This is a genomic window from Streptomyces sp. NPDC005811 (assembly GCF_040630405.1).
In the GTDB taxonomy this organism is placed as follows: Bacteria; Actinomycetota; Actinomycetes; order Streptomycetales; family Streptomycetaceae; genus Streptomyces.
The window spans coordinates 93,276-118,391 of sequence record NZ_JBEXXK010000014.1 but is presented as its reverse complement, the minus strand read 5'-3'; the positions used below and the strand labels follow the sequence as shown (position 1 = coordinate 118,391).

Annotated in this window: 27 protein-coding genes; 16 read left to right on the top strand and 11 right to left on the bottom strand. The window is 72.0% G+C overall.

Features of this window, described 5'->3' with window-relative positions; translation table 11 throughout:
* Window positions 1–43 precede the first annotated feature (43 nt).
* A complete protein-coding gene (locus ABZ490_RS17205; protein ID WP_358990243.1) occupies window positions 44–667 on the bottom strand; it encodes a DJ-1/PfpI family protein in 624 nt (207 codons plus the stop codon).
* Window positions 668–754: 87 nt separating this feature from the next.
* Here ABZ490_RS17205 and ABZ490_RS17200 point away from each other — a divergent pair, with 87 nt between their 5' ends.
* The 4 genes from ABZ490_RS17200 (at window position 755) to ABZ490_RS17185 (ending at window position 6,971) form a co-directional block, all read left to right on the top strand.
* Window positions 755–2,092 carry a PLP-dependent aminotransferase family protein gene (locus tag ABZ490_RS17200; protein WP_358990240.1) on the top strand — a complete coding sequence of 446 codons (1,338 nt, stop codon included), beginning with the start codon at window positions 755–757 and terminating at the stop codon, window positions 2,090–2,092.
* 134 nt (window positions 2,093–2,226) lie between these two features.
* Entirely contained in the window at window positions 2,227–3,957 is a 1,731-nt protein-coding gene (gene boxC, locus ABZ490_RS17195) for a 2,3-epoxybenzoyl-CoA dihydrolase (protein ID WP_358990237.1), read from the top strand.
* 4 nt (window positions 3,958–3,961) lie between these two features.
* Window positions 3,962–5,383 (top strand): benzoyl-CoA 2,3-epoxidase subunit BoxB, encoded by a 1,422-nt coding sequence (gene boxB / locus ABZ490_RS17190; protein ID WP_358990235.1) that lies wholly within the window; start codon window positions 3,962–3,964, stop codon window positions 5,381–5,383.
* 10 nt (window positions 5,384–5,393) lie between these two features.
* Window positions 5,394–6,971, top strand: a complete 1,578-nt coding sequence (locus ABZ490_RS17185) for a benzoate-CoA ligase family protein (protein WP_358990232.1) — start codon at window positions 5,394–5,396, stop codon at window positions 6,969–6,971.
* Between the two features lie 51 nt (window positions 6,972–7,022).
* On the opposite strand, the gene ABZ490_RS17180 is transcribed toward ABZ490_RS17185, so the two are convergent.
* On the bottom strand, window positions 7,023–7,928 hold the full coding sequence (locus ABZ490_RS17180) for a PaaX family transcriptional regulator C-terminal domain-containing protein (RefSeq protein ID WP_358990229.1): 906 nt from the start codon (window positions 7,926–7,928) through the stop codon (window positions 7,023–7,025).
* 168 nt (window positions 7,929–8,096) lie between these two features.
* On the opposite strand from ABZ490_RS17180, the gene ABZ490_RS17175 reads away from it, so the two are divergent.
* Window positions 8,097–8,744, top strand: a complete 648-nt coding sequence (locus ABZ490_RS17175) for a helix-turn-helix domain-containing protein (protein WP_358990227.1) — start codon at window positions 8,097–8,099, stop codon at window positions 8,742–8,744.
* 43 nt (window positions 8,745–8,787) lie between these two features.
* Here the strand turns inward: ABZ490_RS17175 and ABZ490_RS17170 are convergent, their stop codons facing one another.
* From ABZ490_RS17170 to ABZ490_RS17145, 6 genes are all read right to left on the bottom strand, one after another.
* Window positions 8,788–9,444 (bottom strand): NAD(P)H-dependent oxidoreductase, encoded by a 657-nt coding sequence (locus ABZ490_RS17170; protein ID WP_358990224.1) that lies wholly within the window; start codon window positions 9,442–9,444, stop codon window positions 8,788–8,790.
* 64 nt (window positions 9,445–9,508) lie between these two features.
* A complete protein-coding gene (locus ABZ490_RS17165) occupies window positions 9,509–10,372 on the bottom strand; it encodes an SDR family oxidoreductase (protein ID WP_358990221.1) in 864 nt (287 codons plus the stop codon).
* Entirely contained in the window at window positions 10,369–10,545 is a 177-nt protein-coding gene (locus ABZ490_RS17160; protein WP_358990218.1) for a hypothetical protein, read from the bottom strand. Before ABZ490_RS17160 ends, ABZ490_RS17165 begins: the two co-directional genes overlap by 4 nt.
* Window positions 10,538–11,179 carry a DsbA family oxidoreductase gene (locus ABZ490_RS17155; protein ID WP_358990216.1) on the bottom strand — a complete coding sequence of 214 codons (642 nt, stop codon included), beginning with the start codon at window positions 11,177–11,179 and terminating at the stop codon, window positions 10,538–10,540. Before ABZ490_RS17155 ends, ABZ490_RS17160 begins: the two co-directional genes overlap by 8 nt.
* 92 nt (window positions 11,180–11,271) lie before the next feature.
* Window positions 11,272–12,300 carry a nitronate monooxygenase gene (locus tag ABZ490_RS17150; RefSeq protein ID WP_358990213.1) on the bottom strand — a complete coding sequence of 343 codons (1,029 nt, stop codon included), beginning with the start codon at window positions 12,298–12,300 and terminating at the stop codon, window positions 11,272–11,274.
* A 27-nt stretch (window positions 12,301–12,327) separates the two neighbouring features.
* Window positions 12,328–13,515: a YbfB/YjiJ family MFS transporter gene (locus ABZ490_RS17145; protein WP_358990210.1), complete on the bottom strand. Its 1,188-nt coding sequence runs from the start codon at window positions 13,513–13,515 to the stop codon at window positions 12,328–12,330.
* Window positions 13,516–13,646: 131 nt separating this feature from the next.
* Here ABZ490_RS17145 and ABZ490_RS17140 point away from each other — a divergent pair, with 131 nt between their 5' ends.
* The 4 genes from ABZ490_RS17140 to ABZ490_RS17125 all read left to right on the top strand — a co-directional run bounded on the left by ABZ490_RS17140 (window position 13,647) and on the right by ABZ490_RS17125 (window position 17,476).
* Window positions 13,647–14,498 carry a LysR family transcriptional regulator gene (locus tag ABZ490_RS17140; protein WP_358990207.1) on the top strand — a complete coding sequence of 284 codons (852 nt, stop codon included), beginning with the start codon at window positions 13,647–13,649 and terminating at the stop codon, window positions 14,496–14,498.
* 155 nt (window positions 14,499–14,653) lie between these two features.
* Window positions 14,654–15,457, top strand: coding sequence for an MBL fold metallo-hydrolase (locus tag ABZ490_RS17135; RefSeq protein ID WP_358990204.1), 804 nt, complete (start codon window positions 14,654–14,656; stop codon window positions 15,455–15,457).
* 65 nt (window positions 15,458–15,522) lie between these two features.
* Window positions 15,523–15,927 (top strand): tautomerase family protein, encoded by a 405-nt coding sequence (locus ABZ490_RS17130; RefSeq protein ID WP_358990202.1) that lies wholly within the window; start codon window positions 15,523–15,525, stop codon window positions 15,925–15,927.
* Between the two features lie 166 nt (window positions 15,928–16,093).
* A complete protein-coding gene (locus ABZ490_RS17125; RefSeq protein WP_358990199.1) occupies window positions 16,094–17,476 on the top strand; it encodes an MFS transporter in 1,383 nt (460 codons plus the stop codon).
* Window positions 17,477–17,543: 67 nt separating this feature from the next.
* Here the strand turns inward: ABZ490_RS17125 and ABZ490_RS17120 are convergent, their stop codons facing one another.
* Together ABZ490_RS17120 and ABZ490_RS17115 are read right to left on the bottom strand one after the other, a co-directional pair.
* Window positions 17,544–17,810, bottom strand: a complete 267-nt coding sequence (locus ABZ490_RS17120; RefSeq protein WP_358990197.1) for a DUF1622 domain-containing protein — start codon at window positions 17,808–17,810, stop codon at window positions 17,544–17,546.
* Complete coding sequence (locus ABZ490_RS17115; protein ID WP_358990194.1) at window positions 17,807–18,289, bottom strand: DUF1622 domain-containing protein; 483 nt, start codon at window positions 18,287–18,289, stop codon at window positions 17,807–17,809. The genes ABZ490_RS17120 and ABZ490_RS17115 overlap by 4 nt, the downstream gene beginning before the upstream one ends.
* Before the next feature lie 51 nt (window positions 18,290–18,340).
* On the opposite strand from ABZ490_RS17115, the gene ABZ490_RS17110 reads away from it, so the two are divergent.
* From ABZ490_RS17110 to ABZ490_RS17080, 7 genes are all read left to right on the top strand, one after another.
* Window positions 18,341–18,595, top strand: coding sequence for a hexameric tyrosine-coordinated heme protein (locus ABZ490_RS17110; protein WP_358990192.1), 255 nt, complete (start codon window positions 18,341–18,343; stop codon window positions 18,593–18,595).
* Window positions 18,596–18,687: 92 nt separating this feature from the next.
* Window positions 18,688–19,599 carry a LysR substrate-binding domain-containing protein gene (locus ABZ490_RS17105; RefSeq protein WP_358990190.1) on the top strand — a complete coding sequence of 304 codons (912 nt, stop codon included), beginning with the start codon at window positions 18,688–18,690 and terminating at the stop codon, window positions 19,597–19,599.
* Between the two features lie 166 nt (window positions 19,600–19,765).
* Entirely contained in the window at window positions 19,766–20,752 is a 987-nt protein-coding gene (locus tag ABZ490_RS17100) for a nitronate monooxygenase (RefSeq protein WP_358990187.1), read from the top strand.
* Between the two features lie 131 nt (window positions 20,753–20,883).
* Window positions 20,884–21,924, top strand: coding sequence for a sugar ABC transporter substrate-binding protein (locus ABZ490_RS17095; protein WP_358990185.1), 1,041 nt, complete (start codon window positions 20,884–20,886; stop codon window positions 21,922–21,924).
* A 178-nt stretch (window positions 21,925–22,102) separates the two neighbouring features.
* Window positions 22,103–23,002 (top strand): ABC transporter permease, encoded by a 900-nt coding sequence (locus ABZ490_RS17090; RefSeq protein WP_358990183.1) that lies wholly within the window; start codon window positions 22,103–22,105, stop codon window positions 23,000–23,002.
* Between the two features lie 5 nt (window positions 23,003–23,007).
* Entirely contained in the window at window positions 23,008–23,808 is an 801-nt protein-coding gene (locus ABZ490_RS17085) for an ATP-binding cassette domain-containing protein (protein WP_358990180.1), read from the top strand.
* On the top strand, window positions 23,805–24,941 hold the full coding sequence (locus ABZ490_RS17080; RefSeq protein WP_358990177.1) for a serine hydrolase domain-containing protein: 1,137 nt from the start codon (window positions 23,805–23,807) through the stop codon (window positions 24,939–24,941). The genes ABZ490_RS17085 and ABZ490_RS17080 overlap by 4 nt, the downstream gene beginning before the upstream one ends.
* Here ABZ490_RS17080 and ABZ490_RS17075 read toward each other — a convergent pair.
* On the bottom strand, window positions 24,936–25,079 hold the full coding sequence (locus tag ABZ490_RS17075) for a hypothetical protein (RefSeq protein ID WP_358990174.1): 144 nt from the start codon (window positions 25,077–25,079) through the stop codon (window positions 24,936–24,938). The two genes, ABZ490_RS17080 and ABZ490_RS17075, sit on opposite strands and share 6 nt — an antisense overlap.
* Between the last annotated feature and the right edge of the window lie 37 nt (window positions 25,080–25,116).

Sequence of the window (25,116 nt, the reverse complement as noted above, 5' to 3'; positions counted from 1 at the left end):
AAGTGTTGAAGCTACCGGCGAGTACACCAAAAGCGGTGTCGTCTCAGACGAGCGCCGGTGCGGGAGCGGGCAGGTAGGGGGTGATGTTGCGCCAGGCGCGCTCGATGTATTCCTCCTTCTCGCCGACCGGGGCGACATAGTGCAGCGCGCTCTCGGCGGCGTCGCTGCCCCGGAGGCGGGCGATGATCCACCCGGCGAGGTAGTGCGAGGCGAGGCAGCCTCCGGCGGTGGCGAGGTTGCCCTTCGCGTAGAAGGGCTGGTCGAGCACCTCGACGCCGGCGGCGACGACCCAGGGCCGGGTGGTGAGGTCGGTGCAGGCGGGGACGCCGTCGAGTAGGCCGAGCCGGGCCAGCACGAGCGCGCCGGAGCACTGCGCGGCGATGAGCTGGCGCGCGGGGTCCAGGCCGCGCAGGACGTTCATGATCGCAGGGTCCTCGACGACCTCGCGCGTGGCGATGCCGCTGCCGACGACCACGGCGTCCGCGGTACACGCCTCCTCCAGCGTGGACATCTGCTCGACGACCACTCCGTTCATCGACGTCACCGTGCGGCCGGGGGTGGCGAGGGTGACGCGCCAGTCGTCGGTGCGGACGCGGTTGAGCACACCGAGCGCGATCAGGGAGTCGAGCTCGTTGTAGCCCTCGAAGGTGAGGATGGCGATGTGCATGACGGCTGCCCTTCCGGCTGGGAGGTCCTGACCGTAGGGACCCGCGAACAGGACAGTCAAAGAATTGTCATGGATACAATGCGGCGCATGGCAGCCCCGCGCTACAAGACCCTGGTCGACGCACTCGCGTCCGACATCCGGTCGGGCCGGCTCGCGGCGGGCGTACGGCTGCCGACGCACCGCGCGCTCGCCGCCCGCGAGGGCATCGCCGTGGTGACCGCGACCCGGGTGTACGCCGAGCTGGAGGCGATGGGCCTGGTGAGCCGGGAACAGGGCCGTGGCACGTTCGTGCGTGACCTCGCGGTTCCCGCCGGTCATGGCATCGATCAGCAGGCCATCGCCACGGATGCCGTCGACCTCAGTTTCAACTATCCGGCGCTGCCCGACCAGGCCGATCTCCTGCGGCAGGCGCTGCGCGAGGTGGCCACCTCCGGTGAACTGGACGCCTTGCTGCGCTATCAACCCCATCGGGGGCGTCCCCAGGACAGGGCCTCGATCGCACGCCACCTCGGGCGTCGCGGCATCACCGCCGACACGGATCGGATCCTCGTCGTCAACGGGGCGCAGCACGGCCTGGCGGTCACCGTCATGGCCGCGCTCGGCGCCGGAGACGTCGTCGCGGTCGACGCGCTCACCTACCCGGGTTTCAAGGTGCTCGCGCAGGCCCTGCGCCTCGACCTGGAGCCCGTCCCCGTCACCGCCGACGGCCCGGACCTCGACGCGCTGGAGCAGCTGTGCGCGACCCGCCCGGTGCGCGCGATCTACACCATGCCCACCTTGCACAACCCGCTGGGCTGGGTCATGCCGGCAGCCGACCGCACCCGACTGATCGACATCGCCCGGCGGCACGGTCCGCTCCTCGTCGAGGACGCCTCGTACGCCTATCTGGCCGAGGACCCGCCACCGCCGCTGGCGGCGAGCGCGCCGGACCTCACCGTCCATGTCTCGGGCCTGTCCAAGAACGTCGCCACCGGCCTGCGCGTCGGCTTCGTCGTCGCCCCGCCGGCCCTGGTGCCCGCGCTGGAACGCGCGATTCGGGCGACCACCTGGAACACTCCTGCCCTGACCACCGCGATCGCCTGCCGGTGGCTCGACGACGGCACGGTGGACCGTCTGGAAGCGCAGAAACGGGACGACGCCAGGGCCCGTCAGGTGATCGCCCGTCAAGAACTGGCGGGCCTGCCGCAGATCAGCCACCCCTCGTCGTACTTCACCTGGCTGGCGCTGCCCGACGACGCACGCGCCGACCGCCTGACCGCCACGCTCGCGCGTCAGCGCATCTCGGTCAGCACGGCGGAACCCTTCACCACCTCGAAGCACACACCCCAGGCACTCCGCCTCGCTCTGGGCTCGACGGATCCGGACCGTCTCCGGTCGACTCTGCGCACCGTGCGCCGCGTCGTCGTCGAGGACGCCTCCAGCTGAACGACGGTCGGCCCGCACGGGCGCAGTCGTACGACTCAGCACGACTCAATGTTCTACAGAACCTTGACGCACTTTGTCATTCGTGTGGAGGATTGCTCTGACGGAACCCAGGCCGGCGCGAGGAGGCGCTCGTCATGGTGGTGGCAGACAAGCCGGACGTGGCCGGGGCCACGCACGCGGCGTTCCGGGCCGCGGGCCCCGTGGAGGTGTCCTTCGACCGGAGTCCGGACACGTACCGGCACTGGAGGCTGCGCACGGACGGACCGGTCGCCTGGCTGGAGATGGACGTCGACGAGCACGGCGGCCTGGTCCCCGGATACGAGCTGAAGCTCAACTCCTACGACCTGGGCGTGGACATCGAGCTCTACGACGCGCTCCAGCGGCTGCGGTTCGAGCATCCGCAGGTCCGCTCGGTGGTGCTGACCAGCGCCAAGGAGAAGGTGTTCTGCGCCGGGGCGAACATCCGGATGCTGGCCGCCTCCCCGCACCACTGGAAGGTCAACTTCTGCAAGTTCACCAACGAGACCCGCAACGCCATGGAGGACGCCTCCGCGCACTCCGGGCTCACCTTCATCGCCGCCGTCAACGGCTCCTGCGCGGGCGGCGGTTACGAACTCGCCCTGGCCTGCGACCGGATCCTGCTGATCGACGACAACGCCTCGGCCGTGGCGCTGCCCGAGGTCCCGCTGCTCGGCGTCCTGCCGGGCACCGGCGGGCTCACCCGGGTCACCGACAAGCGCCGCGTCCGCAAGGACCTCGCCGATCTCTTCGCCACCCGAAGCGACGGCGTGCGCGGCAGGACCGCGGTGGACTGGAGGCTGGTCGACGAGGCCGTGCCGCGCCGGGACTTCCGCGCGGTCGTCGAGCGACGCGCACGGGAGGCGGCCGCGCGGGGCTCCCGTCCGGCGGACGGGCGGGGCGTCGCGCTGACGCCCCTGGAACGCGAGGTCACGGAACACGGCATCGCGTACCGCCATGTGCGGGCCGCGTACGACCGTCCGCTCGGCCTGGTCCGCATCACCGTACGCGGCCCCGAGGACCCCGCGCCCGCCGACGCCGCCGCGCTCCACCGTCAGGGCGCCTGCGGATGGCTGCTGGCCGTCACCCGGGAACTGGACGACCTGATCCTGCGGCTGCGGACCAACGAGACCGAGCTGGGCATCTGGGTGCTGCGCACGCAGGGCGATCCCGCACGCGTCCTCGCCCACGAACGGGCGGTGCTGGACGCCGCCGACGCGGGCGACTGGCTCGCCAACGAGATCGTCCACTACGTCAAGCGCACCCTGAAGCGCCTCGACGTCACCAGCCGCAGCCTGATCGCGCTGATCGAGCCGGGCAGCTGCTTCGCGGGCCCGCTGCTGGAGCTGGCCCTCGCCTGCGATCTCCAGTACATGCTGGACGGCCCGCCGGTCGATGACCCGGACAGCGGGGACCGGGCGGCCCTGCACCTCTCCGCGGCGAACTTCGGCACGTTGCCCATGGGCAACGGTCTGACCCGCCTGGAGTCCCGGTTCTACCGGGACGACGACCACCTCGACCGGCTGCGCCGCGCGTCCGGACGGCCGCTGAGCGCGCGGCGGGCACACGACCTGGGGCTGGTCACCGACGCCCCGGACGACATCGACTGGGAGGACGGGATCCGGATCGTCCTGGAGGCCCGGGCGGCGCTCAGCCCGGACGCGCTCACCGGGATGGAGGCCAACCACCGGTTCGTCGGCCCGGAGACCCTGGAGACCAAGATCTTCGGCCGGCTCGCCGCCTGGCAGAACTGGATCTTCAACCGCCCCAACGCCTCCGGCCCCGAGGGCGCGCTGCGCCGCTACGGCACCGGCCGCAAGGCGGTCTACGACCGGAAGCGAGTGTGACCCGATGCCGACCAGGATCGACTACGACTCCCGCATCCCCAACAACGTCGGCCTCGCCGACGACCGGCGCCTGCGGCGGGCGCTGGAGGGCTGGCAGCCCAAGTTCCTCGACTGGTGGGGCGAGATGGGCCCCGCGCTGGAGAACCGCGGCGTCTACCTGCGCACCGCCGTCTCCGTCGGACGCGACGGCTGGGCCCACTTCGACCATGTCGACGTGCCCGACTACCGCTGGGGCGTCTTCCTCGCCGAGCCCACCCCCGACCGCCGTATCGCCTTCGGCGAGCACCGCGGCGAGGCCGTCTGGCAGCAGGTGCCCGGCGAGTACCGGGCCGACCTCCAGCGGCTCATCGTCGTCCAGGGGGACACCGAGCCCGCCTCCGTCGAGCAGCAGCGTCTGCTGGGCCTGACCGCGCCCAGCCTGTACGACCTGCGCAACCTCTTCCAGGTCAACGTGGAGGAGGGCCGGCACCTGTGGGCCATGGTCTACCTGCTGCACGCCTACTTCGGACGCGAGGGGCGCGAGGAGGCCGAGGCGCTGCTGTACCGCAACTCCGGCAGCCCCGACTCGCCCCGCATCCTCGGGGCGTTCAACGAGGAGACCACCGACTGGCTGGCCTTCTACATGTTCACGTACTTCACCGACCGCGACGGCAAGTACCAGCTGGGCTCGCTCAGGGAGAGCGCCTTCGACCCGCTGTCGCGGACCTGTTCCTTCATGCTGAAGGAGGAGGCGCACCACATGATGGTCGGCACCACCGGCGTCGACCGGGTGGTGACCCGCAGCGCCGAGCTCGTCCGCGAGCACGACACCCTCGACATCGCCGCCTGCGGCGGTATCCCGCTCGACCTCGTCCAGAAGTACATCAACTTCCACTACACGGTGTCCCTGGACCTGTTCGGCTCCGAGACCTCCACCAACGCGGCGAACTACTACACGGCGGGGCTCAAGGGCCGCTGGCAGGAGGAGCGCCGCCGGGACGGCCACCGGCTCACCGACGACAGCGCCTTCCTGGACAGGCCGGACGCCGACGGCACCTGGGCCGTCGACGAGGTCCCCGCGCTGCTCGCCCTCAACCTGGACCTGCGGGACGCGTACATCGCCGACTGCGAGAACGGCCTCAAGCGCTGGAACCGCATCCTGGACGGCCACGGGATCGACTTCCGGCTGAGGCTCCCGCACCCGGGCTTCAACCGCCGGGTCGGTCTCGCCTCGGGTCACCACATCACCCCGGACGGCACCGTCGTCGACGAGCAGACCTGGGAGGCGTCGCGCCGCCACTGGCTGCCCACCGCCGAGGACCTGGCGTTCGTACGCTCGCTCATGCAGCCCGTCCACGAGCGGGGCAAGGTCGCCCACTGGGTCGCGCCCCCGGTCAACGGGATCAACGGCAAGCCGCTCGACTACGCGTACGTCCGCCTGGTGTGAGGTGAACCCGATGCCCGAGGTGTTCAACGCGACGGACCACCTGGTCGACCGGCACCTGCGGGAGGGCCGCGGCGCCCGCACCGCCCTCGTCACCCCGACCAGGACGCTGACGTACGAGGAACTGTCCGGCGAGGTCCGCCGGGTGGCGGCGGGACTTCGCGCCCTGGGCGTGCGGCCGGAGGAACGCGTCCTGATGTGCATGGTGGACGACGTGGAGCTGTTCACCGGCATCCTCGCCGCCTTCCGCATCGGTGCCGTCGCGGTGCCCGCCTCGACCATGCTCACCGGGGGCGAGCTGGGCAGGCTGGTGGCCGACTCGCGCTGCCGCGTCGTGCTGGGCTCGGCCGAGTTCGCCCCGGTCGTCCGCGCGGCGCTCCAGGAGGCGCCGGAGGTGGAACACGCCGTCCTGACCGGGGACGACCGCACGGGACTGCCGGTCCGGGTGCGGGGCCGCGGCTGGCGGGCGCTGCTGGACGCGGGCACCGACGACCGGCCGTACGCGACCTGGCCGGACTCGCCCGCCCTGTGGCTGTACACCTCGGGCACCACGGGCACGCCCAAGGCGGCCATGCACCGGCACATCGACATCAGGACCGTCGCCGCGAACTACGGGCAGCGGGTCCTGGGCATCGGGCCCGAGGACCGCTGTCTGTCGGTCGCCAAGCTCTTCTTCGCGTACGGCATCGGCAACTCGATGTTCTTCCCGCTGGCCTCCGGTGGCACGGCGCTGCTGGAACCCGCCAGACCGTCGCCCGCGCTCTTCGCGAAGCGGGCGGCCGGTGACCGGGCCAGCGTCCTGTTCGGCACACCCAGCTTCTACGGTCCCCTCCTCGCGGGCGCCGACATCCCGGACGACGCCTTCGCCACCGTACGACTGGGTGTGTCGGCCGGTGAGGCGCTGCCCGCGCGGATGTACGAGCAGATGCTGCGGCGGTTCGGCGTGGAGGTGCTCGACGGGATCGGGTCCACCGAAATGCTGCACATCTTCGTCTCCAATCGCCCGGGCCGGGTCCACCCGGGCTCCTCCGGCGAACCTGTTCCGGGGTATGCCGTGGAGTTGCGCGATGCCGAGGGCCGGGTGATCGAGGGGGACGGCACACCCGGTGAGCTGTACGTCCGGGGCGAGTCCGCCGCCACCGGCTACTGGTGCCGGGCCGAGACCAGCCGTCGGGTCTTCCTCGGCGACCGGGTGCGCACCGGCGACACCTACGTCCGCAACGCCGACGGCACCTACACCTGCCTGGGGCGCACCGACGACCTGCTCAAGGCCGGCGGCATCTGGGTCTCCCCGGCCGAGGTCGAGGAACGTCTGCTCGCCCATCCGGACGTGGCGGAGGCCGCCGTGGTCGGCGCGCCCGACGCCGACGGCCTCGACAAGCCGGTCGCCTGTGTGGTGCCGCGGCCGGGCCGTGAGGTCGATCCGGAGGCCCTGGTCACCTGGTGCCGGGAGGGCCTCGCCGCCTTCAAACGGCCGCGCGGCGTGATCAAGCTGGCCGAACTGCCCCGCACGCCCACCGGCAAGATCCGCCGCAACGTGCTCCGCGCCCTGGTCCGCGACGGTTCCTGGGCGGACCCGCCTGCGGGCTGACGTCCTCCTCGCCCAGGGAATCCGGGGCGGCAGAGTCCGGGCGGCGCCCGCTCAGGTCCCGTCGTGCCGCCCGGTCAGCTCGCTCCACCGCTCCAGCGCCGTCGGGCCCCATTCGGCGTGCCGGGTGTGGAAGAGGTCGGCCGCCTTGGCGCCACTCCAGCCCGCGGGCAGCAGTTTCGCCGGCAGGCGCGGGTCGAGGAAGGGGAAACGGCGCCACTCGTGCACCAGCAGGGTCTGCGCGCGCAGGACGTCCGCCGGGGCCGGGTGCAGACCGGTGAACTCGTCGATGAACGCCTCGTAGCGGTCCTCGACCTCGCTGAGGTCCCAGGCGCGGGCCACCATGGCCGCCTCGCTGCCCACGGCCCCGTACCGGGCGGTGAAGGACATCGCGCCGTCGGCGAGGCCGAGTTCCGTCAGGACGCCGAGCGCCTCCGCCTCACGGTCGGCGTGGGGCGTGATCCACACACCGGGCTCGGGCGAGCCGAAACCGGCCCAGGTGAGTCTGGTGCGCACCTGGTGGCGCAGATCCCGCTTGGTCTCCGGGACCGAGACCAGGACCACCAGCCAGGTGCCGTCCCAGACCCGCTCGTCGCTGCCGAAGTCGTAGATGCGGCGGGCGCCTTCGGTCAGCAGCCGACGCCCCGGAGGGGTCAGCGCCCAGCGCACCCGGCGGCCCACCCGCTCCGGGGCCAGCCAGCCCTCCGCCGAGGACCGGGCGAGCGCCTGACGGGCCGACTTCTCCTCCACCCCGAACATCGCCAGCGCCTCCACGAGCGCCGACGTCCACACCGGGCGGCCCTGGGGCAGGACGTACTCGCCCAGCACGGTCATCAGCAGGGACCGCGCGCTGACATGAGAGATCTCGCGGCGCCGGCTGACCACCGGGCGCGCGCCGGCCGCCGTGCCCCGACCGCCCCGTGCCTTCCGCGCCCGTTCGCGCGCCGCGCCCTCCACCATGGTCCTTCACTTCCCTCGCCGCCGGCCGGTCCGTCACCTCGCGCGATCACGCTGGATCAGCCCCTCAGCGTATCCGGGCGCCCGGCGGCGGGGCAGGGCGGACGTCGGAGCCCGCCCCGTGCGGGACCACTAAACTTGGCGACAGCGTCAAGTTGTGAGGAGGGTTCCGTGGCGAAAGCCGGCCTGCGTGCGGACGCGCGTCGCAACATCGAGAAGCTCAAGGCGGCGGCCGTCGAGGTCTTCCGGGAGAAGGGGCTGCACGCCCCGCTGGAGGAGATCGCCCAGCGGGCCGGGGTGAGCACGGGCACGCTGTACAACCGGTTCGGCTCCCGTGAGGCGCTGATCGACGCGGTCATGCCGGATCTCGCCAAGGACACCCTGGACAAGGTGGTGGAGAAGGCGCTGGCCCACGAGGACCCGTGGGAGGGCTTCGCCGGCTATGTCGAGGACGTCTGCCGGATCCAGGCGTCCGATCCCGCGCTGAACGACGTGATCTCCCGCCGGTACGCGGCCGAACAGCTGGCGGTGGTGTGCCGGGTGACCGAGGAGCGGGAGCGGCAGATCATCGAGCGGGCGCAGCGGGCGGGTGCGCTGCGGGCCGACTTCACCCGCGAGGACATGCTCTTCGTCTGGTGGTCCACGGCGATGCTCGTCCGGCACACCGCGCAGGCGGCGCCGGAGGCCTGGCGGCGCAGCATCGGATTCCTCCTGGACGGGCTGCGCGCGGAAGCCGCGCACCCGTTGCCCGTGCAGCCGCTGTCGCCCCGTCAGGTGGACACGTTCATGAGGGAACTGGGCGAGTCCGGGCCGATGTGACGCCCGGACCGACCGGCACGGAGGTGCTGACGCCGGCCGCTGCTCACGCGGCCTCGCCGAGGCGTGCGGCCAGTCGCTCGGCCAGGGCCGTGGCCTCTTCGCGGGTACGGCTGCGGGACGCCTCGTACAGGGGCAGCAGCTCGGCCATGGCCGGGTCGACCGGGGCGCCGGTCAGCTCGGGGACGATGAACTCGATCTCCATGCCGAGCATCATCCCGAAGACGCCTTCGAGGTAGTTCTGCACGTAGTCGTAGCCCTCCCGGGGCGTGCCCGGGCCGTAGGCGCCGCCGCGGCTGGTGACGACCGTGACGTGCTTGCCCTGAAGGGTGGCCGCGCCCAGGGCGGTGCGCCCGATCAGGACCACGTTGTCGATCCAGGCCTTGAGCGTGGAGGGCACCGAGAGGTTGTACATCGGGGCGCCGATCAGGACGGCGTCCGCGGCTTCGAGCTCCTCGATCAGCTCCTTGCGCTCGGCGAAGGCCGCGGCCTGCTCCCCGTCGTGCCGGGCGGGGTCGAGGTAGCCGGCGTGGTGGGCGGCGGCGGTGAGGTGGGACACGGGGTGCACGGCGAGGTCGCGGTGGACGACCGTGCCCTCCGGGTGCTGCTCCAGCCAGGTCGCGCGGAAGAGCTCCGCGAGGGAGCGCGACGCCGACGCGGAAACGGGCAGGACCGACGAGTCGATGTGCAGCAGAGTGGCCATGGAAACTCCAGGAGCAAGAGGTGGGGAGGAACGGGGAGCCGGGGACAGGGGTCCGTGAGGGCGGTCAGAGCCGGTAGACCTCGCGGAGGCTCGCGTCCAGCGACGCGGGCTTCCTCCCCAGCAGGTCTTCGAGGTCCCGCGTGACGATGTCGTACCGGCCCTCGCGCATGTCGGTGACGAACGCCGAGAGGAGCGCCGCGCCGGGTTCCGGGACGCCGGCGGCGCGCAGGCCGTCCGTGAACTCCTGCGGCTCCGGGCTCGTGTACGGGACCGGCTTGCCGGAGCGCTCGGACAGCACGCGGGCGACGTCCTCGATCGTGTGGGCCTCAGGTGCCGTGAGTTCGTAGGTCTTCCCCTCGTGCCCGTCCTGGAGAAGGACGTTGGCCGCGGCCTCGCCCATCTCCCGGCGCAGCGCGAACGGGATCCGGCCGTCCCCCGCGGGCAGGTCGATGCCGCGTTCGAGGACGTCCGCGCCGAGGAAGACGGGCAGCGCGTCCGTGTACATGGTGTTGCGGAGGACGGTGTGCGTGAGGCCGCTGCTCCGGAGGTGGTCCTCGGTGCGCAGGAGCGCGGTCAGCATCGGGCTCATCGGTGAGGCATCCGAGTCCCTCACCGCCGTGCCCGTGTAGACCACGTGCTCGACACCCGCCTTCTCCGCGGCCCGGATGACGTTCTGGTGGTGCGTCAGCAGGTTGCCGTGGTCGTTGGAGGAGACGAGCAGCACCTTGCGGACGCCGTCCATCGCGTGGGCGAGGGCGGCCGGGTCGCCGTAGTCCCCCAGCCGCACGGCGACGGCTCTGGCGCGCAGCGGTGCCGCCTTCGCCTCGCTCCGCGCGAGGGCGACGACGCGGTCGGGTCCGACCCGGGTGAGCAGGTGGTCGATGGCCGCGGCGGCGAGGTTGCCGGTGGCGCCCGTGACGAGAATCATCGCTGTGGTTCCTGTTCCGTGGGTACGTGTTCCGTGGGTACGTCGTCGTCGGCCGGCCCGGTCGGGACGGCGCCCGGCACCGCGCACACGCCGCTCACCGGATCGCAGTGGCCGTCGGCTTCGCCCTGGACGAAGCGCAGCGGCGCCACCGGCTCGGGGGTCGTCTCAGCCACCGGCCCGCTCCCACGCCTCGTCGATGGCCCGGGCGTACTCGCCGGTGCTCACGGCGCCGGGGATCCCCAGGCGCTCGCCGAGCACGGTGAACGGCACGCCCCGGGCGCCCAGGCTCACGGCCCGGTCGTGGTCGGCCCGCACGGCGTCGGTGTAACGGTCGGTGGCGAGGACCTCGCGGATCTCGTCGCCGGGGACGCCGAGGTCCTCGCCGATCCGGAGCAGGGTGCCCTGCTCGAAGGCGTCGTCGTTTCCGGCGAACACCTCCGCCTGCATCGCGCGGAGGTACTCCCAGCCGACGCCGTGCTCCTTGCCGAGATGGACCAGCCGCAGCAGGTCCAGCGTGTTGCGCGCCGGCCGGTCGACCGCGTAGCGCAGCCCCTCGTCCGCGGCCTTCCGGGCCATGCCCTCCTCCATGGCGCGGGCCTGTGCCGCGCCCACCCCGTACTTCCCGGAGAGGTAGTCCAGGGTCGGGGCGACCGTGGTGGGAGCGGTCGGGTCGAGCTGGAAGGTGTGCACCCTCAGCTCGATGTCACCGGCGCGCGGAGACCGCTCGATCGCCTTGTCCAGGCGCTGTTCGCCGATGTAGCACCAGGGACAGAGAACGTCCGCCCACACGTCGATCGTCAAGGCCATCGCGGCCACCTCCAATAAGTTGAGCAGCACCTCAAGATGAGACTGTAACACTTAACTTGAGAGTGCCCTCAACTTATGGACGGGTGCGGAGTTCAGAGTCGGCGGGCGAGTCGCTCCAGGGTGTTCGCGGCGGGCTCCGCCCTCGCCCGACGGTGTCCGGTTCCCGCCCAGAGGTGGATCCGGTGCGGGTCACCGGCCGCGGTGGCGGCCATGCGGAGGGGGCCGGTGAGGTGGTGCAGCGCGGGATAGCCGGCCGGGGCGAGGCCGTCGTACGCGTCGGTGAAGCGGTTGCGCAGGGCGCGGGCGGGCCTGCCGGTGAAGGCACGGGTGACCACGGTGGTGCCGAAGTCCGGATCGGCCAGAGCCCTGCGGTGCGGGGCGGACGCCCCGCTCTCGCGCGTGCGCAGCAGGACCGTCCCGACCATGGCGGCTGCCGCGCCGGCGCGCAGCGCGGCCGCCACGTCGTCGGCGGTGCCGATGCCTCCGGCGGCGATGACGGGCAGGGTGACCACGCGGCGGACCGCGGCGATCAGGTCGGGCAGCCGGACCGGGTCCGGCGGTCGTTGCGGGGTGAGCGTGGCCGAGTGTCCACCGGCGGCGGCCGCCTGCACGATCAGCGCGTCCACGCCCGCATCCGCCGCCCGACGTGCCTCGTCCGCCGAGGTGACGGTCTGGAGCACGGTGCTGCCGGCCCTGCGGAGAGCGCGCACGACCGCGTGGTCCGGGATGCCGAAGGTGAAGGAGACCCAGGGGACGGGTGCGGAGGTCAGCAGGTCGATCTTGTCCCGCCAGTGGTCGTCGTCCTCGATCGGGTCCTCGGGCAGGGTCAGCCCGTAACGGTCGGCCTCCGCCCGCATCGCCTGCGCGTACCGCCGGTACGCCTCGAGGGGGACCGGGACCGGGTTCGGGACGAACAGGTTGACGCCGAACGCGACGTCCTCCGCACGGGTGGAGTGGATCCGCCCGGCGAGCGCCTGGGCGCTCTTGTACCCGCCGGCCAGAAAGCCCAGGCCTCCCGCACGGGCGACCGCGGTGACCAGGGCCGGGGTGCTCGGTCCCCCGGCCATGGGCGCCGCGACGATCGGAAGGTCCGCTCCGAGCGCGGACAGCAGGCTGCTCATGGCCGTTCCTCCTGGAGGGCGAGGGCGTCAGGGCGCCGGGGTCACGGCACCGAGGTGGTGCGGGAAGCGGACGCAGACGGCGGCGGCCGCGAGGGCGGCCACGACGACCATCGCGCTGCCCAGCAGGAGCGCCTGCCGGTAGCCGTGGCGCAGCAGCGGGGCGGCGAGCAGCGGGCCGAGGATCTGCCCGGCGCCGTATCCGGCGGTCAACAGGGCGACGGCTCGGGGCACTTGAAGATGCGTGCCGATGGCCAGGGCCGTCGTGCTGACGCCCATGAAGGTGGCGCCGAACAGCAGGGCGGACACCAGCGCGGGGGTGGACCCGCCGTGCAGCGCCGGCAGCGCGATGCCGACCGCCTGGAGGGTCAGCGAGCCGAGCAGCAGAACGGGCCGCGACCAGCGCCGGGCGAGTCCGCCCCACAGCGCGCACGAGGGCAGGGCGGCGAGCCCGACCACGATCCAGACGCCGCTGCCGATCCAGCCCTCGGCGCTCTGCCGGACGGCGGCGACCAGAAAGGTGCCGGCGATGATGTAGCCGATGCCCTCGAAGGTGTAACTGGCCAGCAGGGCGAGGAACCAGCGGCGGGTGCGCGGCCGTTCGGCGGGCGCGCCGTCCCGGCCCCGCCGGGGTGCGGGCTCCGGGGTGAGGGGCCAGGCGAGCGCGGTGAGCGCGCTCGCGAGGACGGCGCAGATCCACCAGGCCGCCCGCCAGGAGGCGGCCGTCTGCACGGCGAGGACCGCCAGGCCGGACAGGGCGATGCCGGCACCGACCCCGCCGAAGGCCCAGCCGGTCAGATGGTGGCCGTGCGCACGCAGTCGGCCGAGCACGGCGCTGCCGGCGATCACGAAGATCAGCGCGCTGGCGGCGCCGGCCCCGAGGCGCAGCACGATCCAGGAGGTGCCGTCGTGGGTGACCGGCATCAGCGCGAGCGTGACGACCAGGGCGACGAGACAGCTGCGGAGGACGGCCGCCGATCCCACGATCGCGGGGATGGCGATGGCGGCCAGGGCGCCCGCGAGGTAGCCGGCGAAGTTGGCCGTGGCCAGGCTCGCCCCCAGCCCCGCGGAGAGTCCGGCCTGGGTGTGCATGAGCGGGAGGATCGGCGTGTGGACGAACCGGCCGATGCCCATGCCCGCGGCCGGCGCGGCCGCCCCTTGGGCGACCACGGTCCAGGGACGCTCCCCACCCGGCCTGGGCTCGGCTGACGGCTGCACGGCTCGATCACCTTCCTCTGTGGCTCCGGCGGCGGTCTCTCACGCTAGGCAGCGGGTTCACGGCGGTGAAATGCCGATTAGGCTGCTGCTATGCACAGCGGGCATGGACGCGGGTGAGGGGCGCGAAGGGCATGGACGTCGAACTCCGTCACCTGCGGGCCTTCGCTTCCGTGGCCCGCCATCGTTCGTTCTCCCGGGCCGCCGAGGAACTGCTGATCACGCAGCCGGCGCTGAGCCGGACGATCGCGCAGTTGGAGGGCCAGCTGAGTGTCCGCCTGCTCGACCGGTCCTCGCGGCACGTCGAACTCACGGACACCGGCGCCGAGTTCCTCGTCCAGGCGGAGCGGGTCCTCGCGACCATGGACCAGGCCCTGGCCGTCGTGGGCCAGCGGGTCGCCCTCCGGCTCGGCTTCAGCTGGCTGCTGCCCGATCCCTGGGCGCAGCGGACCATCAGCCGATTCGAGGAGAGCACCGGGGCCTCGGTCGCCCTGACCCGCACCGACGATCCGCTCCAGGCGCTGCGCCGGCGCACCGTCGACATCGCCCTGGTGAGGGGTGAGTTCGACGCGCCGAAGGAGGCGCGGATCACGCATCTGTACGACGAGCCGCGCATCGCCGTATGCTCCGAGCGCTGCGATCTGACCCGCTTCGGTCATCTGGACTGGGCGGACGTGCGGTACTGGCCCCTCGTCGTCAACACGGTCAGCGGCACCACGGGGCCCTGGTCATGGCCCGTGGACCAGCGCCCGACGCAGATCATCGAGACGGCCAACTACGACGAATGGCTGGAGACGGTGGCCGCGAACCGTGGGATCGGCATCGTCCCCGAGGTCGCGCAGCGCCGCACCCAGCACCCCGCCGTCCGCTACCTCCCGCTCACCGACGCGCCGCCGATCCCCGTCAGCCTCGTCCATCTGCCCGACGCCCAGCGGACGCTGATCCGCCGGTTCCTTGACGCCGCCGTATCGCACGGAGCGGAGTGACACCGCCCGTCCGGTCGAGGTGAGCGGCATCCATGTCCGGCATCCATGTCCAGCAGGCATGGATGCCTCAGCACAGGCATTTCTCAGGGGCCGGGACGCTGACTAGCGTTTGCGTTCGTGAGCGAGACCATCGGAACCATGCAGCGAGGCCCACGATGAGCACAGGATTGCCCAGGCAGGAGTGCGCGGTCACCGTGCTCGGCGGACCCACGGCCGTGATCGACCTCGGCGGTCTGCGCATCGTCAGTGATCCGACCTTCGACGAGGCCGGACCGCACGGGTACCTGACCAAGACGGCCGGGCCGGCCGTCGACGAGGCGGGCGTGGGCGAGGTCGATCTCGTCCTCGTCAGCCATGACGCGCATCCGGACAACCTCGACGAGCGGGGCCGTGCGTTCGCGAAGAGGGCGCCGCTGATCCTCACCGGTCCCTCGGCCGCCCGTCGGCTCGGCTCACCGGCCGTCGGTCTCCCGCCCTGGGCCACCCGCTCCGTGCCGCGCGGCGACGGCGGCGGTGAGCTGACCGTGCGGGCGGTGCCGGCCGTCCACGGCCCCGAGGACGGCGAGCGCGACGCCGACGGCAACGTCAACTGCGAGGTCACCGGCTTCGTGCTGTCCGGGCAGGGGCTGCCCACCGTGTACCTCAGCGGTGACAACGCCTCGATCCGCGCGGTCGCGGAGATCTCCCGCCGGGTGTCCGGCATCGACGTGGCCGTCCTGCACGCGGGAGCCGCCCGCGTCCCGGCGAAGTTCGACGGACGGCCCCTGTCCCTGGACGGCCGCGGCACCGCCGCCGCGACAGCCGTCCTGGGCGCGGGTACGGTGGTCCCGGCCCACTACGACGGCTGGGCCCACTTCTCCGAAGGACTGCCGGAGATCGAGCTGGCCTTCCACGAGGCCGGCCTGTCCTCCCTGCTGCGCGCCGCACCCCATGGGACCTGGGTGCCGCTGCCTCGCTGAGCCGCCCCCGCCGCCGCTCACGACCGTCATCGACCGACCTCACCACCGAGCAAGGAGCCACACGCATGCCATTCGTACGGATCGACCTCATCCGCGGACGCCGTCCCGAGGAGATCAGGGCGATCGCCGACGCGGCCCACCGGGCGCTCGTGGACGTCCTGGAGATCCCGGAGCGGGACAGGTTCCAGGTCATCACCGAGCACGACGCGGATCACGTCATCGCCCTCGACGCCGGCCTCGGCTTCGAACGCACCGACGGACTCGTGATGATCCAGATCTTCACCCAGACGGGACGGACCTCGGAGGTCAAGCAGAGCGTCTTCCGGGCCGTCGCCAAGCAGTTGGAACCCCTCGGCATCCGTGGTGAGGACGTCTTCATCAGCATCATGGAGAACACCCACCAGGACTGGTCCTTCGGCTTCGGGCGCGCCCAGTACACGGAGGGCCTCCTGCCCGTACCGGGCCGCTGACGCACCTTCCGTCTCCCCGACGGCGCCCCGTCCCCCCGCAGGGACGGGGCGCCGTCGCGTTCGTTCTCCGGAGGCGATGGCTCCCATCACAACCAATCGTTGGATCTGAAATCCCGGCGAACCTACTGTCCCTCTAACGCCGCTCCGGCATCGGGAAGGATCGCCCTTGTCCAGTCCCCAGCCCTCGCAGACCACCCCACGGGAACTGCGCCGCATCATCACCGCGTCCAGCACCGGCACGCTCATCGAGTGGTACGACTTCTTCGTCTACGGCAGCCTCGCCGTCGTCTTCTCCGGCCTCTTCTTCCCCACCGGCGAGTCCAACCTCGCCCTGCTGGTGAGCGTGGCGGCCTTCGGCACCGGCTTCGTGGTGCGCCCCCTCGGGGCGGTGTTCTTCGGCCGGCTGGGCGACCGCGTCGGCCGCAAGAAGACCTTCCTCACCACCCTCGTCGTGATGGGCGCCGCCACCACCCTCATCGGCTGCCTCCCCCGGTACGACACCATCGGCACGGCGGCTCCCGTCCTCCTGGTGCTGCTGCGCCTGCTCCAGGGCTTCGCGGTGGGCGGTGAGTACGGCGGCGCCGCCACCTATGTCGCCGAACACTCCCCCGCCGGCCGCAAGGGCACGTACACCAGCTTCCTGCAGACCACGGCCACCCTCGGACTGCTGCTGTCCCTCGGTGTCGTCGTCGCCTGCCGGGTCCTGCTCGGCGAGGACACCTTCACCTCCTGGGGCTGGCGCATCCCCTTCCTGCTCTCCTCCGTCCTCGTCCTGCTGTCCCTGCGCATGCGGCTGAGGCTCCACGAATCCCCCGTGTTCACCCGCATGCAGGCCCAGGGCACCCTCTCCCGGGCGCCCGTCCGCGAGACCCTCGGCAACCCCCGCTCGCTCCGCCTCGTCCTGCTCACCCTGTTCGGCCTGACCGCCGGACTGGGAGCCGTCTGGTACACCAGCCAGTTCTACGCCCTGTACTTCCTGCAGAGCGTGCTGAAGGTCGACTTCCTGACCACCAACCTCTGCATGGCGGTGGCGCTCGTCCTCGGCACCCCCTCCTACCTCCTGTTCGGCCGGCTCTCCGACCGCTACGGCCGCCAGCCCGTCGTCGTCGCGGGCCTCGTGCTGTCCGCCGCCTCCTTCCTGCCGCTGTACGCATGGATCCGCGCGGCCGCCGCCGACCACTCCTGGGCACAGGTCGTCGTCGCGGTGACGCTCCAGATCGTGTTCAGCGCCATGGTGTACGCCCCGACGGCCGCCTACCTCACCGAGCTGTACCCGCCCCGTATCCGCTACACCGGCCTGTCGGTCTCCTACCACCTGGGCGCCGGGGTCTTCGGCGGGTTCATGCCGCTCATCGCGCTCTCGCTCACCACGTCGACGGGCAACACACTCGCCGGCCTCGCCTACCCCGTCGTCGTGGCGGCCGTGTCCGCGGTGGTCAGCCTGACCCTGCTGCGCGGAGGCAGGGACAACCGGTTCGTCCGCGCCGTCTGGGACCAGCTCGACACCCCCGAGCGGACGGACTCCCGCGCGCCCGCCCCCACCAGCTGATCGGATCCGGACGAGCACCCCGGGGTTCCGCCACGCACCGGACGTGGCGGAACCCCGCTCCGGCATGTCAGCTGCGGTTGCCGCCAAGGCCTGCCCGCAGACTCATGTTGAGGAGGATGCGCACGGCGGCCGTGGCGGCGGCCACCGCGAGCGACGCCCAGGTCGGGTGTCCGGCCAGCCGGATCAGGCCCGCTCCCAGCAGGAAGTCCGACAGCAACGCCACCGCCGGCTGCACCCGGTGCAGCCGGACGACGGTGAGGACCGCGGCCACCAGCCCCATCGCCGTGATCAGGAGGGCGAGCTGCCCCGCGAGCTGCCCCAGGGCGGCCGTCACGGCGTCCCGCCCGACGGACTCGCCCCGGCGCCGGCGGTCCGCTCCACCTCCTGGCGCTGTTCCTTGATCTCCTTGCCGAGGAAGTAGTTCAGCGCGGTCCGGATCGCGGCGATGGCGGCGAGCTGGCCGATCTGGGTGAACGTCGGGGCCACCGCGGTGCGCAGGATGTCCCCGGCGAGCTGGAACTCCAGGCCGAGGGCGAGATAGCGGCCCAGGCCGAGACGAATGCGGTTGAAGTCCTCGACCGGAGTATCTTTCCGATCTTTCGAGTAACGGGCCGCCGTGAAGGTATCGATGACGAAGCGAAGGAATGCGATCAGCGCGCCGACGAAGATGACGATCGCGCCGGCGAACTCCACCAGACGCGCCGCCAGGACGTCGACCGTGTCCCGCAGTGTCGAATCCGGCACGAATTCCCAGGCGAACATGCACGTTCTCGCTTCCTGCCGCCCATCGGCGACTCTGCCGATATTCGACATCATATGCGCGTGAAGCAAAGTTTTTATGGAACCCGGGTGTACGGTGACGCCATGAACCGCGTACCTGACGAGGGGTTGATCCTCGTTCCCGGGAATTCCCTGATCACCAGTACTCCGGAGGAAGGACGGGCCCTGGCGCTGACCCTGGCCCGCCATACCGTTCACAACATCCAGCCCGACCTGGACGTCCTCAAGGGCGGCCGGCCCAACTACGCCACCACCCCGGAAAGCCTGATCGAGGCGGCCCAGGTCGTGGCCATCGAATTCCAGACCATCGCCGCCGCCAACGACTACTGGCGCAAGTGACCCGATCCCCGCCGGCACTCCAGCGGGCGTCGGCGGGGATCTCGGCGACGCGGGTATGCTCCCAGCCACCCCGGGCCCTCAGAGAGGTCGACATGGAAGTTTCCGACCTGCGGATATTCCTGGCCGTCGCACGCACGAACGGCATCACCAAGGCGGCGCAGGAACTGCACACCGTGCAGTCGAACGTCAGCGCCCGCGTGCACGCCCTGGAGAAGGAGCTCGGCGCCGCCCTGTTCCGCAGGCATGCGCGGGGCGTCGCACTGACGAACGTCGGCGAGCAGTTGCTGCCCTACGCCGAACGCATCAGCAGGCTCGTCGACGAGGCGCTCCACGTCATCGGGGACGAGAGCGACCCGTGCGGACCGCTGCGGATCGGCGCGATGGAGACCACGGCCGGCATGCGGCTGCCCGGTGTCATGGCCGCCTTCACCGAGGAATGCCCCCGGGTCGATTTCTCCCTGGTCACCGGGCCCACCGAGCAGCTCGTCCGGGACGTCCTCGAATACCGCCTCGACGCCGCCCTGGTCGCCGGGCCGGTGCAGCAGCCGGACCTGGTCGAGACCTCCGTCTTCGTCGAACGCCTGGTGCTCGTCACCGCGCGCCGGGTGACCGACCTGGAGAGCGTGCTGCGCGATCCGAAGATCCTCGTCTTCCGCACGGGCTGCGCCTACCGCCGCCGGCTGGAGAGCATCCTGCACGCCCGCGGCGCGATCGGCGTGCGCTGCACGGAGCTGGGAACGGTGGAGGGAATCCTCGGCTGCGTCAGCGCGGGGATGGGCATCAGCCTGCTGTCGTCGGTCGCGATCGAGCAGTACGGCGGGCGGGACCAGCTCCGGGTCCACGAGCTGCCGGAGGACGAGGCACGCTGCGAGACCGTGTTCGTCCGGCGGGCCGACGTACCGCCCTCCGCGGCCCTGACGCGTTTCCTCGGCCACGCACAGGCCGTCGACCAGACCCCGCCGGTGCTGCGCATGGTCGGCGGCTCCTCGGCCGCCACCGGCTAGTCGGCCGGGCGCCATCTGCCGGTCACCCGGCGGTTCTCCCTCAGCGATGGCTCCCATCGCAAGCAATCGTTGGATCGGAATCCTCGGCGAACCTACTGTCCTCCTAACGCCGCACCGCCCGCCGGACGTACACGCGGGCGGTCGCCCGGACAAAGGGGACTTCGCCTTGTTGAAAACCCGTCTCACCCAGGCTTTCGGTATCGAGCACCCCGTCGTGCTCGCTCCCATGGACGTGGTGTCCGGAGGCCGGCTCGCCACCGCGGTGGCCACGGCCGGCGGCCTCGGCATGATCGGGGGTGGCTACGGCGACAGGGAGTGGCTGGAGCGCGAACTCGGCGCGGTGCACGGCACCCGGGTGGGCTGCGGCTTCATCACCTGGAGCCTGGCGCGCCGTCCCGGACTCCTCGACCTCGCCCTGGCGCACGAACCCGCCGCGGTCATGCTGTCCTTCGGCGACCCGACGCCCTTCGCCGACCGGATCCGCGCCGCCGGTGTGCCCCTGCTGTGCCAGGTGCACACCCTCGACCAGGCCCGCCAGGCCATCGACGCGCGAGCCGACGTCGTCGTCGGGCAAGGGGGCGAGGCCGGCGGACACGGCGTCGGATCGCGCTCGACCTTCACCCTCGTCCCCGACATCGCGGACCTGATCGCCGCCCGGGCCCCCGACACGCTGCTGGTCGCCGCGGGCGGCGTGGCCGACGGCCGTGGACTCGCCGCGGCGCTCGCCCTCGGGGCGGACGGCGTCCTCGCCGGAACCCGCTTCTGGGCGACCGAGGAGGCTGCCGTCTCCCCCCTCGCCCACCGCCGCGCCGTGGCGGCCGGCGGCGACGACACGGTCCGCACCCGGGTCTACGACATCGTGCGCCAATACCCCTGGCCGTCCGAGTTCGACGGGCGCCTGCTGCGCAACCCGTTCGTGGACCGCTGGCACGGCCGTGAGGCGGACCTGGTCGCCCATATGCCCGAGGCCGTCGCGGAGTTCCATCAGGCGGTGGCGGAGCAGGACTTCGACGTCGCGAACATGATCGTCGGAGAGGCGGTCGGGCAGGTCCGCGAGATCCTGCCCGCGGGCGACGTCGTACGCCGTATGGCCCGTGAGGCGGCCGAGCGCCTGGGCCGTTTCGCGCCGGAGACCGCCGCGCTGACCGGCTGAGCCGGCGCTTCCCCCCAGGCCGGGGCGGGTGCCCCTCCCCGCCGCACTCGCCCCTTCCCTCAGACCCGGGGTTCCGTCGTGCCCTGACACCGGCGGAGCCCCGTACCCCAGATCATCCCGAGGAGACCTCGATGTCCCGCTCCCGCACCACCCGCACCACCCGCACCACCCGTCTCGCCGTGATCGCCGGCGTGGCCGTCGCCGCCACGGTCACCGCAGGCTGCTCCAAGCGCACCGACGCCGACAGCGGCGACGGCTCCGCCGAGGCGACCGGCAAGAGGGTCTCCGTCGTGGTCGTGTCCGGCCCGCTGAGCGACCCGTTCTTCGGCGCCATGAAGAGCGGATCCGACGCGGCAGGCAGAGAACTGAACGTCAGGACCGAGTACCTCAGCCCGACGTCGACGGACGCCTCAGGACCCACGCTCGCCAAGCTCATGCAGGCAGCCATCGCGAAGAAGCCCGACGCGATCGTCGTCGGCGACTTCTTCCCGGAGGCGCAGAACCCGGAGATCAAGGCGGCGATCAAGGCCGGCATCCCGGTCGTCGTCATCAACTCCGGCCAGACGGACTGGAAGCAGCTCGGCGCCCTGACCTTCGTCGGCCTCGACCCCTCGATCGCCGGCGCCCGGGCGGGCGCCGAGATGGTCTCGCGCGGTGTGCAGAAGGGACTGTGCGTCAACTCCGTACCGGGCAATCCCGCGCTGGAGCAGCTCTGCCAGGGCTACATCGACGCGATCAAGAAGGGCGGGGGCACGGCGACCTCACTGCGCCTCCCCTACCAGGACTCCACCAACCCCACCAAGGTGACACAGACCATCGCGGGCGCCCTCCAGGCCGACCAGGGCGTCGACGGGGTCTTCACCACCGGTGCGGCCATCGCCGAGAACGCGCTCACCGCCGCGGACAACCTCGGCCGGAAGATCACCATCGGCAGCGGCGACCTGTCCACCAAGGCCCTTCAGGACGTCAAGGCCGGCAAGATCGCGTACGCCATCGACCAGCAGCCCTACCTCCAGACCTACTACGGCGTGCTCGCCGCCAAGCAGTACGCGCTGTACGGGCTCGCGCCGGCCGACGCCGTGCTCACGGGTCCGCGGGTCGTCGACCAGTCCGACGCGGCCTCCGTGCTCGAGATCAACCAGCGGTACCAGGGCATCCGCGGCGCCTCCTGACCCGCACCCCGACCCCGTACAGGCAGAGGAATCGCATGTCTCTCAACCAAGCTGCTCCGGCGGCCCCGCGCTGCCGGACAAGGCCGCCGAGCCGCCCGCCCCGTCCCTGTTCGCCCGGACGGTACGCCGTCCCGAGTTCGGCGCGCTCGTCGGCGCCGCCGCGGTGTACCTCTTCTTCGTGGTGACCGCCGCCGGAGCGGGCTTCACCAGCGTCGCCGGCACCGCGAGCTGGCTGGACACGGCCGCCGAACTCGGTGTGGTGGCCACGCCCGTGGCCCTGCTGCTCATCGCCGGGGAGTTCGATCTGTCGATCGGCTCCACCGTCGGCGCCACCTCGGTGATCGTCGCCATCGGCAGCGGTACGTACACGATGCCGCAGTGGGTCTCGATCCCGCTGGCCCTGGGCTTCGGACTGCTGGTCGGACTCGTCAACGGCCTGGTGGCCACCCGTACCAGGCTCCCCTCCTTCATCGTCACGCTGGGCAGCTCCCTGGTGGTCGGCGGCGGTGCCCTGGGCATCAGCCGCGCGCTGTCCGGGAGTACGGCGGTCACGCTGGCGCCCGAAGCGGGCGTGCGGGCCGTGTTCGGCTCCAAGGCGGGCCAGTTCCAGGTGTCCATCGTCTGGTGGCTGGCCATCACCGTGCTCGCCTGGTGGGTGCTGACCCGCACCCGTACCGGAAGCTGGATCCACGCCACCGGCGGCGCCCCGGACGTCGCGCGTGACGCCGGTGTGCCGACCGCACGCGTCAAGGTCGGACTGTTCATGGCCACGTCGGCGGGCGCCGCGCTCGTCGGCGTGCTCCAGACGGTGTCGTACGGCGGCGGCGACGTCACCCGGGGCAGCAGCTTCATCTTCAACGGAGTCATCGCGGCCGTCATCGGCGGCGTCCTGCTCCAGGGCGGTTACGGCTCGGCGGTCGGCGTCCTGCTGGGCACGGCGACCTACGGGATCGTCAGCCTCGGCATCTTCTACACCGGCTGGAACACCGACTACGCGCAGCTGTTCCTGGGCGGACTGCTGCTGGTCGCCGTGATGGCCAACAACTACTTCCGCAAGCTCGCACTCGGTGGCAGGTGACCCTGATGACGAACACGACGACCACGACGCCCACGGCCCGTCCCCTCATCGAACTGAGGGACGTCACCAAGCGGTTCACCGGGGTGACCGCGGTGGCGGACGTCTCGCTGACCGTCCGTCCCGGGGAGGTGCTCTGTCTCCTCGGCCACAACGGCGCCGGCAAGTCCACCCTGATCAAGATCCTCTCCGGGGTCCACACGCCCACCGAGGGCACCCTGCTGATCGACGGGGAGCCCGTCGCGCTCGGTGGCCCCCGCGCCGCCCTGGACCGCGGCATCGCGACCGTGCACCAGGGCGCGGGCACCGTGCCGCTGATGAGCGTCGCCCGCAACTTCTTCCTCGGCGCGGAGCCGACCAAGGGCCGGGGCCCGCTGCGCCGGTTCGACTCCGCCACCGCCGCCCGGATCGCGCTGGAGGAGATACGGGAGCTGGGCATCCGCCGGATCCGGGACGCCGAGCAGCTGGTGGGCACGATGTCGGGCGGCGAGCGCCAGGCCCTGGTCATCGCCCGCGCCCTGCACTTCGGCGCACGGGTGCTGATCCTGGACGAGCCCACGTCGGCGCTCGGTGTCCGCGAGGCCGAGATCGTGCTGCAGGCGGTGGAGAAGGCCAGGGACCGCGGGGTCGGGGTCGTCCTGATCACCCACCAGGCGCATCACGCCCTGCGGGTGGGCGACCATTTCGCCGTGATCGCGCACGGTCGTCTCGTCGCCTCCTTCGCGCGCGGCGAGAAGGCGGCCGCCGAGGTCGTCGATCTGATGGCGGGCGGCACGGCGATGCAGGAACTGGAGCGTGGGCAGGCGTGACCGGCGAGGTGTACGGCCACACGGAGCCGGAGTTCGCGGGCGTGCGGGAGGCCTTCGAGAGCAATCTCCGGTGCGGCGACGACCTCGGTGCCTCCGTGGCCGTCTTCCGGTACGGCCGCCCGGTCGTGGACCTGTGGGGCGGGGAGCGGGACGACAGCGGGGCGCCCTATCCGCGCGACGCCCTGCATGTCGGCTACTCGGTGACCAAGGGGGTGATGGGCCTGGTGCTCGCGAGCCTGGTGGACACCGGAGAGGTCGACCTCGACGCTCCGGTGTCGGCCTACTGGCCGGAGTTCGCCGCCGCCGGCAAGAGCGGCGTCCTGGTGCGCGAACTCGCCTCGCACCAGGCGGGATTGAGCGCGTTCGAGCAGCCCGTCACGGTGGCCGACCTCGCCGACTGGGACGGCTGTGCCGGACGTCTGGCCGCACAGGCGCCCGCGTGGACGCCCGGGGGACGGCACGGCTATCACCCGTTGACGCTGGGCTATCTGGTGGGCGAGGTGGTCCGACGGGCGGCCGGGCGTACGGTGGGGAGCCTGCTGCGTGAGCGGTTCGATCCCGACGGCACCCTCCAGGCGTGGATCGGCCTGCCCGGGGAGCACGCCGCCCGGGTCGTCCCCTACCGGCCCGGCTCCCCCACCCCGGGCATCGGCGCGTGCCTGGCGGCCGCCGACGCCACGGAGGGCAGCGCGACGCGCGCCGCCTTCCACAACCCCGGGATCTCGGCGGACCTGTTCGCGGATCCGGCGCTGTGGGCGCCGGAGATCCCGGCTGCCAACGGCGTGTTCGACGCCCGGTCGCTGGCCCGCCTCTACTCGTCCGTCGTCGACGGACCGCTGCGGTCGATCTCGTCCCGCACGGTGGACACGGTACGGCGCGAGCTGGCCCACGGTCCGGACGCGGTACTGGTCGACCAGCCCACCCGGTTCGGCACGGTGTTCGGGTTGTCCTGCCCGCGCCAGCCCATGCTAGGGCCCGGTTCCTTCGGCGCGGACGGCCTGGGTGGGCATCTCGCCTTCGCACACCCCGAGTCGGGCGTCGCGTTCGCCTTCCTCACCACCCGGGCGGTCCTCGATCCGACACCGCACACCCGGCTGTGGCGCCTGCTGTCCGCGGTCGCCGCCGCCCTATGAGCCCGGGCGCGTCCCCCTATTGTCCTCGGAGCGGAACCCGGCGGTGTCGTTCATACCGAGTTGCAGGGTGACCTTGCAGTCCTTCGCGCCCTCGAGGCGCCGGTCGGTGTCCGCGTCGTAGCCGACCGGACCGGTCATGGGCATGTTCCGGCCGTCCGCTCCCCGGCGACGAAAT

What these genes read in the sequence shown, in the direction of transcription:
- ABZ490_RS17110 (WP_358990192.1), top strand. Translation starts at nt 18,341, where the DNA reads ATGAACCGCGTACCTGACGAGGGGTTGATCCTCGTTCCCGGGAATTCC.
- boxC (WP_358990237.1), top strand. Translation starts at nt 2,227, where the DNA reads ATGGTGGTGGCAGACAAGCCGGACGTGGCCGGGGCCACGCACGCGGCG.
- ABZ490_RS17105 (WP_358990190.1), top strand. Translation starts at nt 18,688, where the DNA reads ATGGAAGTTTCCGACCTGCGGATATTCCTGGCCGTCGCACGCACGAAC.
- ABZ490_RS17135 (WP_358990204.1), top strand. Translation starts at nt 14,654, where the DNA reads ATGAGCACAGGATTGCCCAGGCAGGAGTGCGCGGTCACCGTGCTCGGC.
- ABZ490_RS17140 (WP_358990207.1), top strand. Translation starts at nt 13,647, where the DNA reads ATGGACGTCGAACTCCGTCACCTGCGGGCCTTCGCTTCCGTGGCCCGC.
- ABZ490_RS17165 (WP_358990221.1), bottom strand. Translation starts at nt 10,372, where the DNA reads ATGATTCTCGTCACGGGCGCCACCGGCAACCTCGCCGCCGCGGCCATC.
- ABZ490_RS17170 (WP_358990224.1), bottom strand. Translation starts at nt 9,444, where the DNA reads ATGGCCACTCTGCTGCACATCGACTCGTCGGTCCTGCCCGTTTCCGCG.
- ABZ490_RS17085 (WP_358990180.1), top strand. Translation starts at nt 23,008, where the DNA reads ATGACGAACACGACGACCACGACGCCCACGGCCCGTCCCCTCATCGAA.
- ABZ490_RS17150 (WP_358990213.1), bottom strand. Translation starts at nt 12,300, where the DNA reads ATGAGCAGCCTGCTGTCCGCGCTCGGAGCGGACCTTCCGATCGTCGCG.
- ABZ490_RS17075 (WP_358990174.1), bottom strand. Translation starts at nt 25,079, where the DNA reads ATGACCGGTCCGGTCGGCTACGACGCGGACACCGACCGGCGCCTCGAG.
- boxB (WP_358990235.1), top strand. Translation starts at nt 3,962, where the DNA reads ATGCCGACCAGGATCGACTACGACTCCCGCATCCCCAACAACGTCGGC.
- ABZ490_RS17180 (WP_358990229.1), bottom strand. Translation starts at nt 7,928, where the DNA reads ATGGTGGAGGGCGCGGCGCGCGAACGGGCGCGGAAGGCACGGGGCGGT.
- ABZ490_RS17095 (WP_358990185.1), top strand. Translation starts at nt 20,884, where the DNA reads ATGTCCCGCTCCCGCACCACCCGCACCACCCGCACCACCCGTCTCGCC.
- ABZ490_RS17185 (WP_358990232.1), top strand. Translation starts at nt 5,394, where the DNA reads ATGCCCGAGGTGTTCAACGCGACGGACCACCTGGTCGACCGGCACCTG.
- ABZ490_RS17155 (WP_358990216.1), bottom strand. Translation starts at nt 11,179, where the DNA reads ATGGCCTTGACGATCGACGTGTGGGCGGACGTTCTCTGTCCCTGGTGC.
- ABZ490_RS17115 (WP_358990194.1), bottom strand. Translation starts at nt 18,289, where the DNA reads ATGTCGAATATCGGCAGAGTCGCCGATGGGCGGCAGGAAGCGAGAACG.
- ABZ490_RS17205 (WP_358990243.1), bottom strand. Translation starts at nt 667, where the DNA reads ATGCACATCGCCATCCTCACCTTCGAGGGCTACAACGAGCTCGACTCC.
- ABZ490_RS17130 (WP_358990202.1), top strand. Translation starts at nt 15,523, where the DNA reads ATGCCATTCGTACGGATCGACCTCATCCGCGGACGCCGTCCCGAGGAG.
- ABZ490_RS17200 (WP_358990240.1), top strand. Translation starts at nt 755, where the DNA reads ATGGCAGCCCCGCGCTACAAGACCCTGGTCGACGCACTCGCGTCCGAC.